The organism is Limosilactobacillus panis, from assembly GCF_019797825.1.
In the GTDB taxonomy this organism is placed as follows: domain Bacteria; phylum Bacillota; class Bacilli; order Lactobacillales; family Lactobacillaceae; genus Limosilactobacillus; species Limosilactobacillus panis_A.
Map to the genome: position 1 here is coordinate 1335219 of NZ_CP081855.1, position 13895 is coordinate 1349113.

Sequence of the window (13895 nt, forward strand, 5' to 3'; positions counted from 1 at the left end):
ACGATCGTTGGCACGGTACGGGCCAATGATCGTCCGTAATCAATGGACTTGCTGCGCGGCGCTAGACACTAGGAGCACGCTTCGACGCGGAGCAAGCCTATTTGGTTTTTCCGCGATTACTGTGTAATATTCGAAGAACTAAACGAGGCTGGTGAGAAAACAAAGTTTTCTCCCAGCCTCGTTTACTGCTCCAACCATCGCTGGTCGTTGTTTATCCTAGTCTTGTAAGTCTTCGGTATGGTTAGGGTCAATCGTTACCTTATCAGCTAAGATCTCCTCTAGGGCCTTACCAACTGACTTGCTGGATTCGTAGTGTTCCAGCAGCGGTGCGGCCCCATTATCTAATTCGTGGGCCCGCTTGCTAGCCAGCATCACGAGGGAATAACGGGAATCAATCCGCTTCAACAGTTCGTCAACAGATGGGTAAAGAATCATTTTTCTGAATCTCCTAACATTTCAAGATAACGCGGCATTACCCGGGGAACCCGCAGACGTTCCGTCCGGATGATATCCTTAATTTTTTCAACGGCACGCGGTACTTCATCGTTAACCACGGCGTAATCGTAGTTTTGCATCATTTGGATTTCACCAAAGGCCTTATGAATCCGCTTATTAATAACATCCATACTGTCGGTTCCCCGGTGAATCAACCGGTGCTTTAGTTCGTCCAGGTCAGGGGGAGTTAAGAAAATGAAAACACCGTCAGGAACCTTTGAACGAACTTGCATCGCACCGTTAACTTCGATTTCTAGGAAGACATCCTTCCCTGAATCCAAAGTCTCATTAACATATTTTAATGGGGTACCATAATAGTTGTCAACATACTTCGCGTATTCAAGCATTCCACCAGTTTGAATGTGGTGTTCAAACTCCTCTTTGGAGACAAAGTAGTAGTCGACCCCGTTGACTTCACCGGGCCGTGGTTTCCGGGTTGTCATCGAGACCGAGTATTGAAAATCATTATCATTTGAATCAAAAATTGCTTTCCGCACCGTTCCCTTACCAACACCGGAAGGACCAGAAAGGACAATCAACATTCCTCGATTTGCCATTTTGTTACTCCTATCAGAAATTTAACGTATTAATACTATAATGCAATAAATTACTGCCAAAATCAACCACTGACCAGGAGAAGGAAAATCACTTAAATTTAGGCTTGCATTTTTGAACAAACGTTCGTATACTTATTATTACAAACGAATGTTCGGAGGGGATATCATGCAGCAAGTAAAATCATACTCATTTTTTAAACGCACACCACAGCTAGTAAACAAGGTGGTTGCCCAGCTCTTTGATGACGAGCCACTCATTAGCCACCACCATGATGTTACCCTCTTGAACCGCCAGCCGGCCTTTCAGCGGCGGTTGTTCCTAAAGCGGGTAATCAACCAAAAACTGACTACTTTCTTCCAGTTGACACCAATCAACGCGGCTGGTCACGTCGTCAACGTCACCGGGACAATTCGCCATTTGGCCAGGGAAAAGTACCTCATCTCTGCCAGCCGGGTAAACTACATCGTTGACTTCAACCACATCAATTACATTGCTCGGCCAGAATAAGGTTAAAGCCGAATAAAAAGGACTTCAGGTATTCATTTGAACGCCTGAAGTCCTTTTTTGCAATATTATCGTGCTAAGTTAAACCGACATGTACCTATTTCTCGTCCTCGTGGGCCATGCGGAGGAGCTCAGATGCGTGCTCCTTCGTCAACTTGGTGACCTTTTCACCAGACAGCATCCGAGCCAGTTCGTTGACCCGCTGGTCAGCATTTAGCGCCGTCACCTTCGTAGTTGTCCGTTCGTTATGGACAGACTTTTTAATCAGAAAGTGGTGCTGGGCCACGGCGGCCACCTGCGGGAGGTGGGTAATGCAGAGAACCTGGGATTTAGCCGCGATCAAGCGGATCTTATCGGCAATTGCTTGGGCAACCCGACCGCTGACCCCGGTGTCGACTTCGTCAAAGATGATGCTGGTCACGCCCTCGTTCTGAGCAAAGATAGTCTTGAGGGCCAGCATGACCCGGGACAGTTCCCCACCAGAAGCAATCTTGGCCAATGGTCCCATTGACTCGCCAGGATTGGTCCGGATGTAAAATTCGACATCATCAATCCCCGTCGGCGTAAAGGTGGCTCCCGCCTGATTAGTAAAGTGGACCATAAACTCCGCCTTGGCCATGTATAGCTCCTTCAGCTGCTGGTGCACCCGTTTGGAGAGCGCGTGAGCCGCCTGCTGACGCACCTGACTGAGCTGGCTACCAATTTCTTGAAGGTCCACCGCCGCTTTCTTTAAACGTTCCTCAAGGTCGCTATTAGAATCGGCCGCTTCCTCCATCGTGTCAAGTTCCTTCTTGATTTTCTGGTAGTAGGCCAATACCTTAGCAACCGAGTCACCATACTTGTGTTCCAGGTCACCGATAACCGTGAGCCGCTGGTCAATCTGGGCCAGGCGGCCATCGTCAAATTCGAGCATGTCCAACTGTTGGCCAGCCGAATTGGCAACATCTTGAAGGGCGTAGTAGGCATCATTCAGCGCTTTACTTAGCGAATCGTAGTCGTCATCAAACTCTGCAATTCCGTTAACGGCCTCCATCACGGTCGCTACTTGGTCAAGAACGGGTGCTTCCCCCTCATTAAAGGTGGTTACCACCTGCTGGAGGGCATTATTAATCTGTTGAAAGTGTTCCAGACGGTCCCGCTCACTGGTGAGTTCTTCCTCCTCGTTTTCCTTGAGCTGGGCCTCCTCAATCTCGTTCACCTGGTAACGAAGCATGTCCAAGCGCTGCGCCCACTGCTGCTCGTTGGCCTGTTTCTTGTCCACGGCCGCCTTGAGCTTAGTGTAACGGTGGTAGAGTTCCTGGTACTTTTGAAGGAGGGGGTGGACCTTTTTATAGGCGAACTGGTCCAACATCCCCAGGTGCTTTTCCGGTTGCAAGAGGAGCTGGTGTTCGTTTTGCCCCTGGATATCGACTAGGTAGGCCCCGATCTGCCGGAGCATCGTCGTGTTGATCAGCTGACCATTGACCCGGATGGTGTTCCGCCCGTTGCGGTGGATTTCCCGCATGATGATCAGGCTACCATCCTGGTGGTCAATTCCCATGGAGTCAAGCAAGGCCGTTAATTCAGGGTCCTTAGTCAGGGCAAACTGCCCCTGGAGACGGAGCTTTTCCTCACCCCGACGGATAAATTCCTGAGAACCACGGCCGCCCGCTAGCAGGCCAACGGCGTCGATGATGATTGACTTTCCGGCACCGGTTTCCCCGGTCAGGACTGTCATCTGGTCAGCAAATTCAAGACTCAGGTGCTTAATAATTGCTAAATTATCAATCGTTAATTCCTGCAGCATATGCTACTCCCTCTGTGCCAACTCATTAAAGCGGTCCGCCAGGTGCTTTGCGGCACCCGCCGACATACAAACAACCAAAACGTTACTGTCGTCTCCAATGGTGGTGAAGACGGCTTCGTCCTTCAGACGCCGGATGAGGGTGGCAACCACCGGCCCATTTCCCGGCCGCACAGCCAGGGCAAGGAAGCGGTCGTCCTGCTTTAATTCCAAAAGACTGTCATGCAGGGTTGCCCCCAACTGGCCAGCATCATCATTATGCTGACGGGCGGGCAGGCCATAACGGTACCCGCCCCCCTCAGCGGGAATCTTCACCAGCTGCATCTCCTTGATGTCCCGGGAGATGGTTGCCTGGGTCACCTGGAGGCCGAGGTCGTTGAGTTTCTCAACGAGGTCTTCCTGGCGTTCAATGCTGTTGTCCGTGATGATCTCACGAATTTTCTTCTGCCGATCTGCTTTCTTCATTGAAATCCCCCCTACTTTTCCTTCTGGTTCAACTCCTGGTCAGCGTTGGCAATTACTTGATCAATGTCAACCTGGGATGCAATTTTACCTTCCTGGTCACTCAGCCGCAGGTGGGCCAAGAACTCCATGTTTCCCTGGCCACCCTTGATTGGTGAGAAATCCAGGCCCAGGACATCAAAGTGGTCGGCACAGGCAAAGTTCAACACCTTTTCCAGAACTGCCTTATGGACCTTGTGGTCGCGAATGATTCCGTGCTTGCCCACGTGTTCTTTGCCCGCTTCAAACTGGGGCTTGATCAAGGCAACGACTTCCCCACCGGACTGGAGGATTCCAGCTAATGGTGGAAGGATCAAGTGGAGGGAAATGAAGGAGACGTCAATGGAAGCAAAGGCCGGCTGCCCGTGGGTAAAGTCAGCTAGCTTACTGTAGCGGAAGTTGGTCTGTTCCATCACCACCACCCGTGGGTCCTCCCGCAGCTGCCAAACCAGCTGGTTCGTGCCCACGTCTAGGGCGTAGCTCAGCTTAGCCCCGTTCTGGAGCATCACGTCGGTAAAGCCCCCGGTCGAGGAACCGATATCTAAGACCATCTTATCCTGGACACTGATGTCAAAAGCCTTGAGGGCCTTGGCCAACTTTAATCCACCCCGGCTGACGTACGGCATTTTGTGCCCCTTCATGTGGAGGGTCGTCGTCACGGGAATCTTCTGGCCGGGTTTGTCCAGGCGTTCGTTGTTCTTTCCTAAGATCTCACCAGCCATCACTGACCGCTTGGCCTGTTCACGCGAATCGAACAGGCCCTGTTTAACTAGTAAAACATCAACACGTTCTTTTTCCATAGTCATAGTCCTTATAATTTAAAATACGCAAGAAATTGGTCATACCCCGCAAACGATTTTCTCGTTAGCTGGGCTAAGTTCTTCTGGGCCTGACGGGCGTGGGCCAACGCCAGGTGGAGTTGATCCTTGGCCCCATCAATGCCGAGTAATCCCGGATAGGTATTCTTATGCTCGCCAGCATCCTTGCCAACCGCTTTCCCCATCTGGGCAACGGTCCCAAGAACGTCCATCAAATCATCATAAATTTGGAAGGCCAAGCCGTAATGGTTTCCGAAGTCGGCTAGTGCCCGAAGAATCTCCTCATCCTGGTCGGTAATGATTCCTCCGGCCACTACCGCGTAATGGAGGAGGGCCCCCGTCTTTTCCCGGTGAAGATAACGCAACTGGTCAAGGTTAAGGTGCTCATGTTCGCCCTCAATATCCCGGGCCTGGCCAGCAACCATTCCAGCTGGACCCGCGGCTTTGGCCAAGGCCAGGGCCAAGTGAGCGCGCGTTTTTGCTGGCAGGTCGTTTTCAGTAATCCACTGGAAGGCCAGGGTTAAAAGGCCATCACCTGCCAAGGTAGCTATCCCGGCACCAAACTTGCAGTGGTTCGTTGGCTTGCCCCGGCGGAGGTTGTCGTTATCCATCGCCGGTAAGTCATCATGAATCAGCGAGTAGGTGTGCAGAAGTTCAAGAGCAGTGGCGGCCCGCATTACTGCGGGGGTAACCTGGCCACCAAGCATCTCAACGGTTGCCAAAGTCAGAGTCGGCCGCAGACGCTTACCGCCGGCCATGACGGAATAGTTCATCGACTGACTCAGCGTTTTTTGGTCAATATTCTTGGGAAGGTTAGCAGCTAAATAGTCGTTAACTTGTTTTTTTAAACTCGTTAATGAATCTACCATTTAAATGGTCCCCCTAACTATTCTTCACTGCCGAAGCCCCGGTTGCCCCCGCCATTATTGCTAGGGTCATCCGTGACCTTTTCATATTCCTTTTCTTCCCCGTTGTCGTCAATCAGGTGTCCCAGGGTCTTCTCAGCACTGGTCAGCTTCTTTTGGAGTTCCTTGGAGAGCTGAATACCGTCTTTAAACTGCTGGATGGCTTTCTCAAGAGGGACGTTGCCCTGCTCTAACTGGTTAACAATTCCTTGCAGCTTAGTAAGTTGTTCTTCAAAAGTTGGTTCTTTACTTGTTGCCATTATTTTTCTCCTTAATATTTGTGACTGTTACGGTGACGTTGCCATCTGCAAAGTGCAGCAACATTGTATCGCCTGCTGCCAATTGTCGGGCCTGGTTAATGACCCGCCCTTCCTTGGTTACGTAAGTGTAGCCACGTTCCATAATCTTCAATGGGTCAAGGGAATGCAACTGCTTCGTCAAGGCCGTCACCTGCTGATTAACCCGTTGGTCATAGCTCTGGGCGGCGGTTTGCAGGCGGGCTTGGAGTTGTTTCACTACTTCCTGGCCCTGCTTAACCTGGCGGGTTGGCGCATAGGCCAGGAGCTTGTTGCTCAGCTGGTCAACCGCGTTGTGAGCCGTTTGCAGGCGGCTCTCCTCCTGGTGCTGGAGTTCCTGGGTCAGTTGATCAACCTTCTGAGCGTAGTTTTCGTACAGACGGGTTGGCTGCTGGAAGATGTAACTCTGATTAACCTTGGCCAGCTGCTTCTTGTCAAAGTCAATCTGGGCCCGCATGGTGTTAAAGAGGCGGCGTTGGAAGTCCTTTAAGAGGAGCAACGTATCGTCTAACCGTTGGGGAGTGGCCAATTCGGCCGCTGCCGTTGGCGTTGCCGCCCGCCGGTCAGCGACCAGGTCGGCAATTGTAGTGTCTGTTTCGTGCCCCACTGATGAAATTACCGGAATCTTACTGGCGGCAATTGCCCGGGCCACACTCTCCTCATTGAAAGGCCAGAGGTCTTCGATTGACCCCCCACCCCGGCCGATAATCAGAGTGTCAAAATTGCCCATTTGGTTGGCACGGTTAATCTGGCGGGTAATATCGGCCGCCGCTTTTTCCCCCTGAACAACCGTCGGAAAGAGGACCACCTGGGCAATCGGGTAGCGGCGGCGAACCGTCGTGTTAATGTCCCGGATAACCGCTCCGTTAAGGCTGGTAACCACCGCAATCCGTTTAGGGAACAAGGGAAGTGGCTTCTTCGGCAAAGAAAAGAGGCCCTCCGCATTCAGCTTCTTCTTTAATTGTTCAAAGGCTAGGTAAAGGGAACCGACCCCGTCCGGCTCCATCGTATCGATGTAAATTTGGTAGCGGCCGCTGCGTTCGTAGAGGCTAACGTGGCCGGTCACACAGAGCTTCATCCCCTCTTCCGGGGTAAACTTCACCTTAGCAAACTGGGAACGAAACATTACCGCGTCAATCACGGCATTGTCGTCCTTCAGGCTAAAGTACTGGTGACCACTGCGCAAGCGAAAGTTAGATAGTTCACCGGTCAGGTAAACCTTTTGCAGGTACGGGTCACGGTCAAACTTAAGTTTTAGGTATTTGGTTAACTGGCTAACCGTGAGGTATTTACTTCTATCCATTTCTTCGCCACTCCGCAAGATCAACTGTTTGGGCCATTAAGCTAGCAATCGTCATCGGACCGACGCCGCCGGGAACCGGGGTAATCTTACTAGCAACCGGTTCGACCGCATCAAAATCAACGTCCCCGGTGAGTTTACCGGAAGGAAGGCGGTCCATCCCGACATCAATGACCACGGCCCCATCCTTGACGGCGTCCTGGCCAATAAAGTGAGCAATCCCAGTGGCGACAATCAAGACGTCAGCCTGGCGGGTTAGCCGGTGGAGGTCCTTAGTATGGCGCCCCGCCATCGTGACCGTGGCGTTGGCATTATTCAACAGGGCCAGCAGCGGTTTCCCCACCAGGATGCTGCGCCCGACAATCACAACATTGGCTCCCGTTAGGTCAACATTGTAGTGACGTAGGGCGGTCATGATCCCCCGGGGTGTGCAGGCTACTGGGTAGTTACCCGGCTGGTCAGCGAAGAGCTTCCCCAGGTTTTGAGGATGGAGGCCATCAACGTCCTTATCGGGCCGGATAGTATTAGTGATGGCAACTGCGTCAAGATGATTCGGTAGGGGCTCCTGGACGATGATGGCGTCGATATCGTCGTCGTTATTGAGTTCCTTAATTGCCGCTAGGACCGTTGCCTGCTTGACGTCGGTTGGAAAACGATAGAGGTCCGACTTCAGGCCCATCCTTTCGGCCAGGCGGTGCTTGTTCCGGGTGTAAATTTGACTGGCTGGGTCATCGCCAACTAGGACCACCGCAATCCCCGGTTTAACCCCCTTTGCAATGAGCTCTTGGGCCCGCTTTTGGGTCTGCTTGTTAAGCTCTTTGGCCAACTGCTTTCCATCAATAATCGTTGCCATCAGCTAGTTCCTCCTGTTACTCTTTATTAACCACTCTCAAAAAGAGGGCTGTGGCAAAGCATCCTCTGTCACAACCCCGCACTCACACTAGTTTCGGTGTTCTTGTTCAAATTTACCTAAGGCCCCGTTAATAAACTTGCGTGACTTATCATTACTGAATGCCTTAGCAAGTTCCAGCGCTTCGTTAATAGCAACCGCTGTTGGTACCCCATCGACGTACTGAATCTCGTACAGAGCGATGCGCAGAATAATCAGGTCCGGTTTGGCCAGCCGGTCGATGGTCCAGTCACGCGCCAATAAGGAGCTAATCTGCTGGTCTAATTCATCCTGATGATCACTAACACCCTTTACCAACACTGTTAGGTAGGCCGGAATCTCCTGCTTGTCGTGGTGGGGAATCGACTGGTAAACAGTTGCCAATTCCGCGTCTGGATTAGTCTGTAAGGCAAACAAAACTTGAAAGGCTTCCTCACGAACTGCGTGCCGCGTTAAACTCATTCTTCTTCACTACCCCCATCATCTTTATCTTCACCAAACAGGTTATCTGGGTCAACCTGCTGGTCTTCTTGTGGGGCAATGATCCCCTTTACGTGAACGTTTACTTCTGTGACGACCAGGTTAGTCATCAGGGTAATCTGTTGCTTAATCCGTTCCTGAATCTGACCGGCAACCTTGGGAACAGACATACCATACTCAACGTAAACATCAACATCGATGATCAAGTCGTCTGCATCATTGACCAGCTTAACACCGCGCCGGTGGTCGGAGCGTCCAAGCAGTTCACCAACGCTGTTAGCAAATGAACCGTACATCTTAGAGACACCCTTAACTTCACTTGCTGCGTAGCCGGCGATGATTTCCAAAACCCGGGGAGCAATTTGGATTGTTCCCAACTTTTGGTCATCCTTATTTAGAATAATTTTTGAATCTTCTGGCATTGTTAACCCTCCATTAAGGCTGGGAAAAGCTTCCCGCTTTCATCTATATGAATGTCAAGGTTGTGAATCAACATCTAATAACTCGACATTGCTGGTAGTTTGCCACAATAATATACTCTATCTATTTTGCACTAAATAGTGGTAAAAATCAACGGTCCATCACCCCATCAGCGAAATCTGCTGCGACATTTTTATCCGGCGATTATACCAGTCGTGAACGACAAGGTCCATGGCGGACATGGCGAAGCTGCCAAAAGCAAGTGTCTGGTTCTCCTGGATCAACCGCAAAAACGCGTGGGGATGACTGAGCCGGTGGGTAAAACGAGCAATCGTCACGTGACCGGAAATAGTCGGATACCGCTCTGCTAGGGGGAGGTTTGCTGCTGGAATTGCTTGGCGTAATTTAAGACGTAACTGGGTAAGCGCAGGCGAATAATCCCCCTTTACCATTAAGGCTCCGGGACTTACCATCAGACCACTAAAGTGCCAGTGAACCGGGGCACAATCCACGAGTATCGACTGCAAAAGATGTTCGTAGTCACTAAATTGACTGCGGGTAAAAACCTGTCCTGCCTGTGCACCCACGATATCCATAATTGTCACGTGACGGTCAACCGCCGGGTTGTAGTACTGGTCCGGTTCAAGGGTCTTGGCCTGCTGGAGGACAAATGAAATGTTGCGGTTGATATTGGCCGGAAGGTGTCCTAAGAGGGTCAGTCCCCACCGGTCGTCAGCACGGTTTGTCCCCAGGTACTGGTCAAATTCTAAGGCATTGTTTTCAATTGCCGCTTGGCCACGGGCACTGATTTGTTGATACAGGTCCGCAAGTTTAGAATCCATCATTAGTCCCCCACAATGATTAGTTCTGTCGGTGCCGTGGTTAGGACGACCGGCCCACCATGGGTAACAATAACATCGTCTTCAATTCGAACCCCACCGATTTCCGGAACATAGATTCCTGGTTCGACCGTAATTACCTCATTGTTAGCAAATTTTACGTGGGGAGTTCCCGGGCCGTAACTAACCGGTAACTCGTGGACATTCAGGCCAATCCCGTGTCCCATTCCATGATTAAATTCATCATCGTAGCCCGCTTCGGCAATCAGCTGACGCCCAAAATGGTCGAGTTTGTCCCCCCGCATGCCAACTTTGACGTGGTCAATGACGTTTCGGCGGGCCGTATTAACGATCTGGTAGATGTCTTTAAGTTCCGGATCAATCGAACCCACCGCAAAGGTTCGTGTCATGTCAGCGGTGTAGCCCCCGACAAAGTAGCCGAAGTCGAGGGTTACCGCATCGCCGTCCTCAATCAATTTATCACTTGCAGTCGCATGCGGTTGGGCAGCGTTGGCACCACTGGCCACAATGGTGGAAAAGGACGGACCACTAGCCCCGTGTTCCTTCATCCAGAAGTCCAACAAGTTAGCAAGGTGCCGTTCGCTGACGCCCGGATGAACTTGGGACAGGAGGTAGCGGTAACCGGCAGCGTGCAAGTCCGCCGCCTTCTTCAACAGGGCGAGCTCTTGACTGTCCTTTATCTGCCGCATCTTTTCGACTAGGTTAGAGAACGGCACCAGGTCAGCAATCATCGTATCGTCCAGCAGGTCATAAAGCTGGTAGGAGACCGTGTCTTCATAGCCCAGCACTTCGACCTGGAGGGCCTGACAGATGCGGTTAAGATCGGCATAGTAGTCCTGACTAATGGTCGCTACAACCTCTTCACTGGCAAATTCCTCTAAGGCCAGGTGGTAACGCTCATCCGACACAATGATTGCCCGGTCGGGAGTGATTAGCAAAAAGCCGTCGTCCTGAAGGAGGTTGAAGCCGGTTAAGTAGTAAATGTTTTGTTGGTTAGTTACCAGGAAGGCATCGATATACAGCTTCGCCAGGCGTTGCTGAATACGGTTGATTCGACTGCCCATTATGTATTCCCCCTATAAAATAGATAGAAAAAAGGACCATCCACATCAATGTGGTAGTCCTTTTCGTAATATATTTATTCAGCGACCGGGTAAACAGATACCTTCCGCTTGCTGCGGCCCATGCGTTCAAACTTAACAACACCGGCTACCTTTGCGTATAGGGTATCGTCACCACCACGGCCCACGTTTTCACCTGGGTTGATGTGGGTACCACGTTGACGGTAGATGATTGCACCAGCAGTTACCATGGAACCATCAGCAGCCTTGGTACCAAGACGACGACCAGCTGAGTTCCGACCGTTGGCAGTGGAACCGCCCCCTTTGTGGTGGGAGAAGAATTGCAAATTCATAATCATAGTTGTTCACCTCCAGCAATGAACTTTAATTTAACATTTTAACTTTAATGTTATCTGGGTAACTCTCTTGGATGTCTAACAAGCCATTCAAAAGGGTATTCAGGAGAAGCTGACTATCGTGGTCAGCCCCCAATTGTGAGACTCTTAAGAGGCCCCCGTTTTGATTATCACTTTCAACCTGTGGTGCAACCTTCACGAGTTTTTCAAGGCCGTTCACAGTTGAAATTGCCAGTGCCGACACCGCCGCACAGACAATGTCTTGTCCGTACGGTCCCGCATCAGCGTGGCCGGTAATCAGAAATGTGGTGATCCGCCGATTCGAATCTAACGTAAAGTGCGCCCGAATCATTGCTTCACCCCCGCATTAAGCGTTGATCTTATCGATCGTAACCTTAGTGTATGGTTGACGGTGACCTTGCTTAGTGTGGGTGTGCTTCTTAGGCTTGTACTTGAAGGTAACAACCTTCTTCTCCTTGCCTTGCTTTTCAACAGTACCTTTAACAGCGGCACCATCAACAAATGGTGTCCCAATCTTGGTATCTTCGCCGCCGACTAAGACTACCTTATCAAAGGTAACCTTGTCACCTTGCTTTGCGTCAAGCTTTTCAACGAAGATGGTCTTACCTTCTTCAACCTTGTATTGCTTGCCGCCAGTAACGATAATTGCGTACATTTTGTGCACCTCCTTAATATCTAAGACTCGCCGAATCAAGCAGCAGTGCTTTGAACTTGATAGCGTGCGGTTGTAGTTGTTGGTTCACAAATACAACGTAAGTATCATAGCAAATTTAACCTTGTTCGTCAATATAAAAGGCCAAAAATCACCCCCGGCATTCACTCAAATCGAACACCGGGGTTGATCTGTTGACGAACGGTAATTCGTCTATATAGTGGTTAAATATTTTCCAAAGCAGAAGCCTTTTCGCCGATAAAGAAGTCCGCAATGGTCATATGTTGCCCACTAAATTGATTGAGCATCTTCTCCACACTGCTCGTCATGTAACGAGCGGTATAAATCATCCCGTCTTTTAACCAGTGACGGATTAGTCCAAGAAGGGCTGAATTAATGAAGGAAATTTGCAATTCAAGAGGAACCGTCAGCTGTTTTTGATCATCATTAACACTATTGTAGTAATTCTTCATACAGTTCGCCAAGCGATCATACATTTGCTCGTAAAAGAAATCTGTCTTTTCATTATTTAAAAGAACATCAAAAACATCGGCGTTGCTTTCGATGTAGTGAAAAGCCTTGCTTACGGAAAACACCTGCACCGTTCGCTTCGTTGACAAACTAAATTCATCACTATCTACCATTACCTCATCAAAAAAATCATCAAGAATTTCCCGGATTGCTGACCGAATAAAGTCATGCTTATCCTTGTAGTGGAGATAGAAAGTTCCGCGGGTGATGCTGGCAGTTTCGGTAATCTTTTGGACGCTAATGTCTTCAATCTTTTCACGTCGCATCAGATAGACGAGAGCCTTGCGCAGACTGTTGCGAGTCTTAATAACGCGCGGATCCGTCTTATTAACGGCCATAAATCATCATCCTTTCAACATCAGCTTAAGTTCTTCTCCCTTATATACTTCTACTTATACGCGTGGTGCTAGTACTCATTAGTATGTTTGATTTTACAAAAAAAGCCCAACATGGTTAGACTATTAAGTGATACAAAACTTAAATAGAAAAGAGCCTTAATCATGTTGAACCTTCTTAAGTCTAACCACTATTGCCATCATTTACAAGTTAATTTTGCTCAATTAAACCGTACCTGCCATCGCTGGTATAAGCTTTATGCACCTAAAAAGCTCGTTCAACGACCGAACATCAACCAAGTTAAAGTTGATGATAGTACCCTAATAGCCCTTCTGATTTGCCAAACTCAGTTAGGAATCGAATCGCAACGACGCTTTTGTATGATCTTGGTGAGCTCCATTTCTCGGTCACGTTTCAACCGTCGCACTCGCCAATTACTACCGTTACTCAGTTTAATTAGGCGAAAGCTAAACCAAGATGTTGATTTACATGGACAATTCCTAATTATTGATAGCTTTCCAGTACCAGTTTGTCATCCAGTTCGCAATTATCGAGCCAAGATTTTTCGGGGAAGTACTGATATTGGCTATAACGCTACGAAAAAACAGTATTACTATGGGTTTAAAGTCCACATGATTGTTAGTAGTGATGGTTACTTGCTCAACTACATCGTTACTAAAGCTTCTGTCCATGATAGTAAGGTCGCCGAAGAATTAATCTTAAACACTATGCCACTTGAGCACTTTTTATTAGCAGATGTTGGCTATGTTAGCCGTCAGCTTCATACCGACCTAGTTAGTGATGGCTATGAGCTTTGGACTCCATTTCGTCAAAACATGGCTGGCGCTAAGAAGCATAATTCACGAATCCTAAAAGCAATTCGCCGAACGATTGAGACCGACTTTTCGTTATTAAAATACTATAATGCCGAAAATAATCGTGCGCGAAGTTTAGCAGGCTTTCAAGAACGGTTAGAAGTGGCAATTTTAGCATCTAATATGGAGTATTGTCTAGAAAAGTTTCACTAGCACCACGCGTTTCTACTTAATTAAAGTATAGTTTGTATGAAAACGATTTGTCAAACATTTAACAGGGTTTATTATAATAAAAAAATTATCCCGAATTGTCA

Annotated in this window: 19 protein-coding genes and 1 other annotated feature; of the genes, 2 read left to right on the forward strand and 17 right to left on the reverse strand. The window is 49.2% G+C overall.

The annotated features are described in order from the left end of the window. Positions 1-216 precede the first annotated feature (216 nt). Both rpoZ and gmk read right to left on the reverse strand, forming a co-directional pair. Positions 217-435, reverse strand: coding sequence for a DNA-directed RNA polymerase subunit omega (rpoZ, locus tag KZE55_RS06420; RefSeq protein ID WP_047768907.1), 219 nt, complete (start codon positions 433-435; stop codon positions 217-219). Then, on the reverse strand, positions 432-1052 hold the full coding sequence (gene gmk, locus KZE55_RS06425) for a guanylate kinase (RefSeq protein ID WP_047768905.1): 621 nt from the start codon (positions 1050-1052) through the stop codon (positions 432-434). Before gmk ends, rpoZ begins: the two co-directional genes overlap by 4 nt. Before the next feature lie 166 nt (positions 1053-1218). Here gmk and KZE55_RS06430 point away from each other — a divergent pair, with 166 nt between their 5' ends. Continuing rightward, positions 1219-1560, forward strand: coding sequence for a hypothetical protein (locus KZE55_RS06430; RefSeq protein WP_222257858.1), 342 nt, complete (start codon positions 1219-1221; stop codon positions 1558-1560). 94 nt (positions 1561-1654) lie between these two features. Here KZE55_RS06430 and recN read toward each other — a convergent pair whose 3' ends face one another. From recN to KZE55_RS06505, 15 genes are all read right to left on the reverse strand, one after another. After that, positions 1655-3343, reverse strand: a complete 1689-nt coding sequence (gene recN / locus KZE55_RS06435; RefSeq protein WP_222257859.1) for a DNA repair protein RecN — start codon at positions 3341-3343, stop codon at positions 1655-1657. A 3-nt stretch (positions 3344-3346) separates the two neighbouring features. Then, on the reverse strand, positions 3347-3805 hold the full coding sequence (locus tag KZE55_RS06440; protein WP_047768899.1) for an arginine repressor: 459 nt from the start codon (positions 3803-3805) through the stop codon (positions 3347-3349). 11 nt (positions 3806-3816) lie between these two features. Beyond that, the gene (locus tag KZE55_RS06445) at positions 3817-4641 is read right to left on the reverse strand and encodes a TlyA family RNA methyltransferase (RefSeq protein ID WP_222257860.1); all 825 of its coding nucleotides are present in this window, start codon (positions 4639-4641) and stop codon (positions 3817-3819) included. A gap of 11 nt (positions 4642-4652) precedes the next feature. Next, the gene (locus tag KZE55_RS06450) at positions 4653-5528 is read right to left on the reverse strand and encodes a polyprenyl synthetase family protein (protein WP_222257861.1); all 876 of its coding nucleotides are present in this window, start codon (positions 5526-5528) and stop codon (positions 4653-4655) included. 17 nt (positions 5529-5545) lie between these two features. Then, the gene (locus tag KZE55_RS06455) at positions 5546-5824 is read right to left on the reverse strand and encodes an exodeoxyribonuclease VII small subunit (protein ID WP_047768893.1); all 279 of its coding nucleotides are present in this window, start codon (positions 5822-5824) and stop codon (positions 5546-5548) included. After that, a complete protein-coding gene (xseA, locus tag KZE55_RS06460) occupies positions 5811-7163 on the reverse strand; it encodes an exodeoxyribonuclease VII large subunit (protein ID WP_056962087.1) in 1353 nt (450 codons plus the stop codon). The genes KZE55_RS06455 and xseA overlap by 14 nt, the downstream gene beginning before the upstream one ends. Next, positions 7156-8013, reverse strand: a complete 858-nt coding sequence (locus KZE55_RS06465; RefSeq protein WP_222257862.1) for a bifunctional 5,10-methylenetetrahydrofolate dehydrogenase/5,10-methenyltetrahydrofolate cyclohydrolase — start codon at positions 8011-8013, stop codon at positions 7156-7158. The genes xseA and KZE55_RS06465 overlap by 8 nt, the downstream gene beginning before the upstream one ends. An 87-nt stretch (positions 8014-8100) precedes the next feature. After that, positions 8101-8511, reverse strand: coding sequence for a transcription antitermination factor NusB (gene nusB / locus KZE55_RS06470; protein WP_222257863.1), 411 nt, complete (start codon positions 8509-8511; stop codon positions 8101-8103). Continuing rightward, complete coding sequence (locus tag KZE55_RS06475; RefSeq protein ID WP_047768885.1) at positions 8508-8951, reverse strand: Asp23/Gls24 family envelope stress response protein; 444 nt, start codon at positions 8949-8951, stop codon at positions 8508-8510. Before KZE55_RS06475 ends, nusB begins: the two co-directional genes overlap by 4 nt. Positions 8952-9110: 159 nt before the next feature. Continuing rightward, a complete protein-coding gene (locus KZE55_RS06480) occupies positions 9111-9791 on the reverse strand; it encodes a 2'-5' RNA ligase family protein (RefSeq protein ID WP_222257864.1) in 681 nt (226 codons plus the stop codon). Positions 9792-9793: 2 nt separating this feature from the next. After that, positions 9794-10873 (reverse strand): M24 family metallopeptidase, encoded by a 1080-nt coding sequence (locus tag KZE55_RS06485; RefSeq protein WP_222257865.1) that lies wholly within the window; start codon positions 10871-10873, stop codon positions 9794-9796. A 74-nt stretch (positions 10874-10947) separates the two neighbouring features. Then, positions 10948-11229: a 50S ribosomal protein L27 gene (rpmA, locus tag KZE55_RS06490; RefSeq protein WP_222257866.1), complete on the reverse strand. Its 282-nt coding sequence runs from the start codon at positions 11227-11229 to the stop codon at positions 10948-10950. 25 nt (positions 11230-11254) lie between these two features. Continuing rightward, entirely contained in the window at positions 11255-11578 is a 324-nt protein-coding gene (locus KZE55_RS06495; protein ID WP_047768877.1) for a ribosomal-processing cysteine protease Prp, read from the reverse strand. Between the two features lie 15 nt (positions 11579-11593). Continuing rightward, positions 11594-11902, reverse strand: coding sequence for a 50S ribosomal protein L21 (gene rplU, locus KZE55_RS06500; RefSeq protein ID WP_222257867.1), 309 nt, complete (start codon positions 11900-11902; stop codon positions 11594-11596). Between the two features lie 13 nt (positions 11903-11915). After that, positions 11916-11984, reverse strand: a sequence feature (ribosomal protein L21 leader region). 139 nt (positions 11985-12123) lie between these two features. Then, positions 12124-12768 (reverse strand): TetR/AcrR family transcriptional regulator, encoded by a 645-nt coding sequence (locus KZE55_RS06505; protein WP_222257868.1) that lies wholly within the window; start codon positions 12766-12768, stop codon positions 12124-12126. A 165-nt stretch (positions 12769-12933) separates the two neighbouring features. Between KZE55_RS06505 and KZE55_RS06510 the strand changes: the two genes are divergently transcribed. Beyond that, positions 12934-13794: an IS982 family transposase gene (locus KZE55_RS06510; protein ID WP_222259876.1), complete on the forward strand. Its 861-nt coding sequence runs from the start codon at positions 12934-12936 to the stop codon at positions 13792-13794. Positions 13795-13895 lie beyond the last annotated feature (101 nt).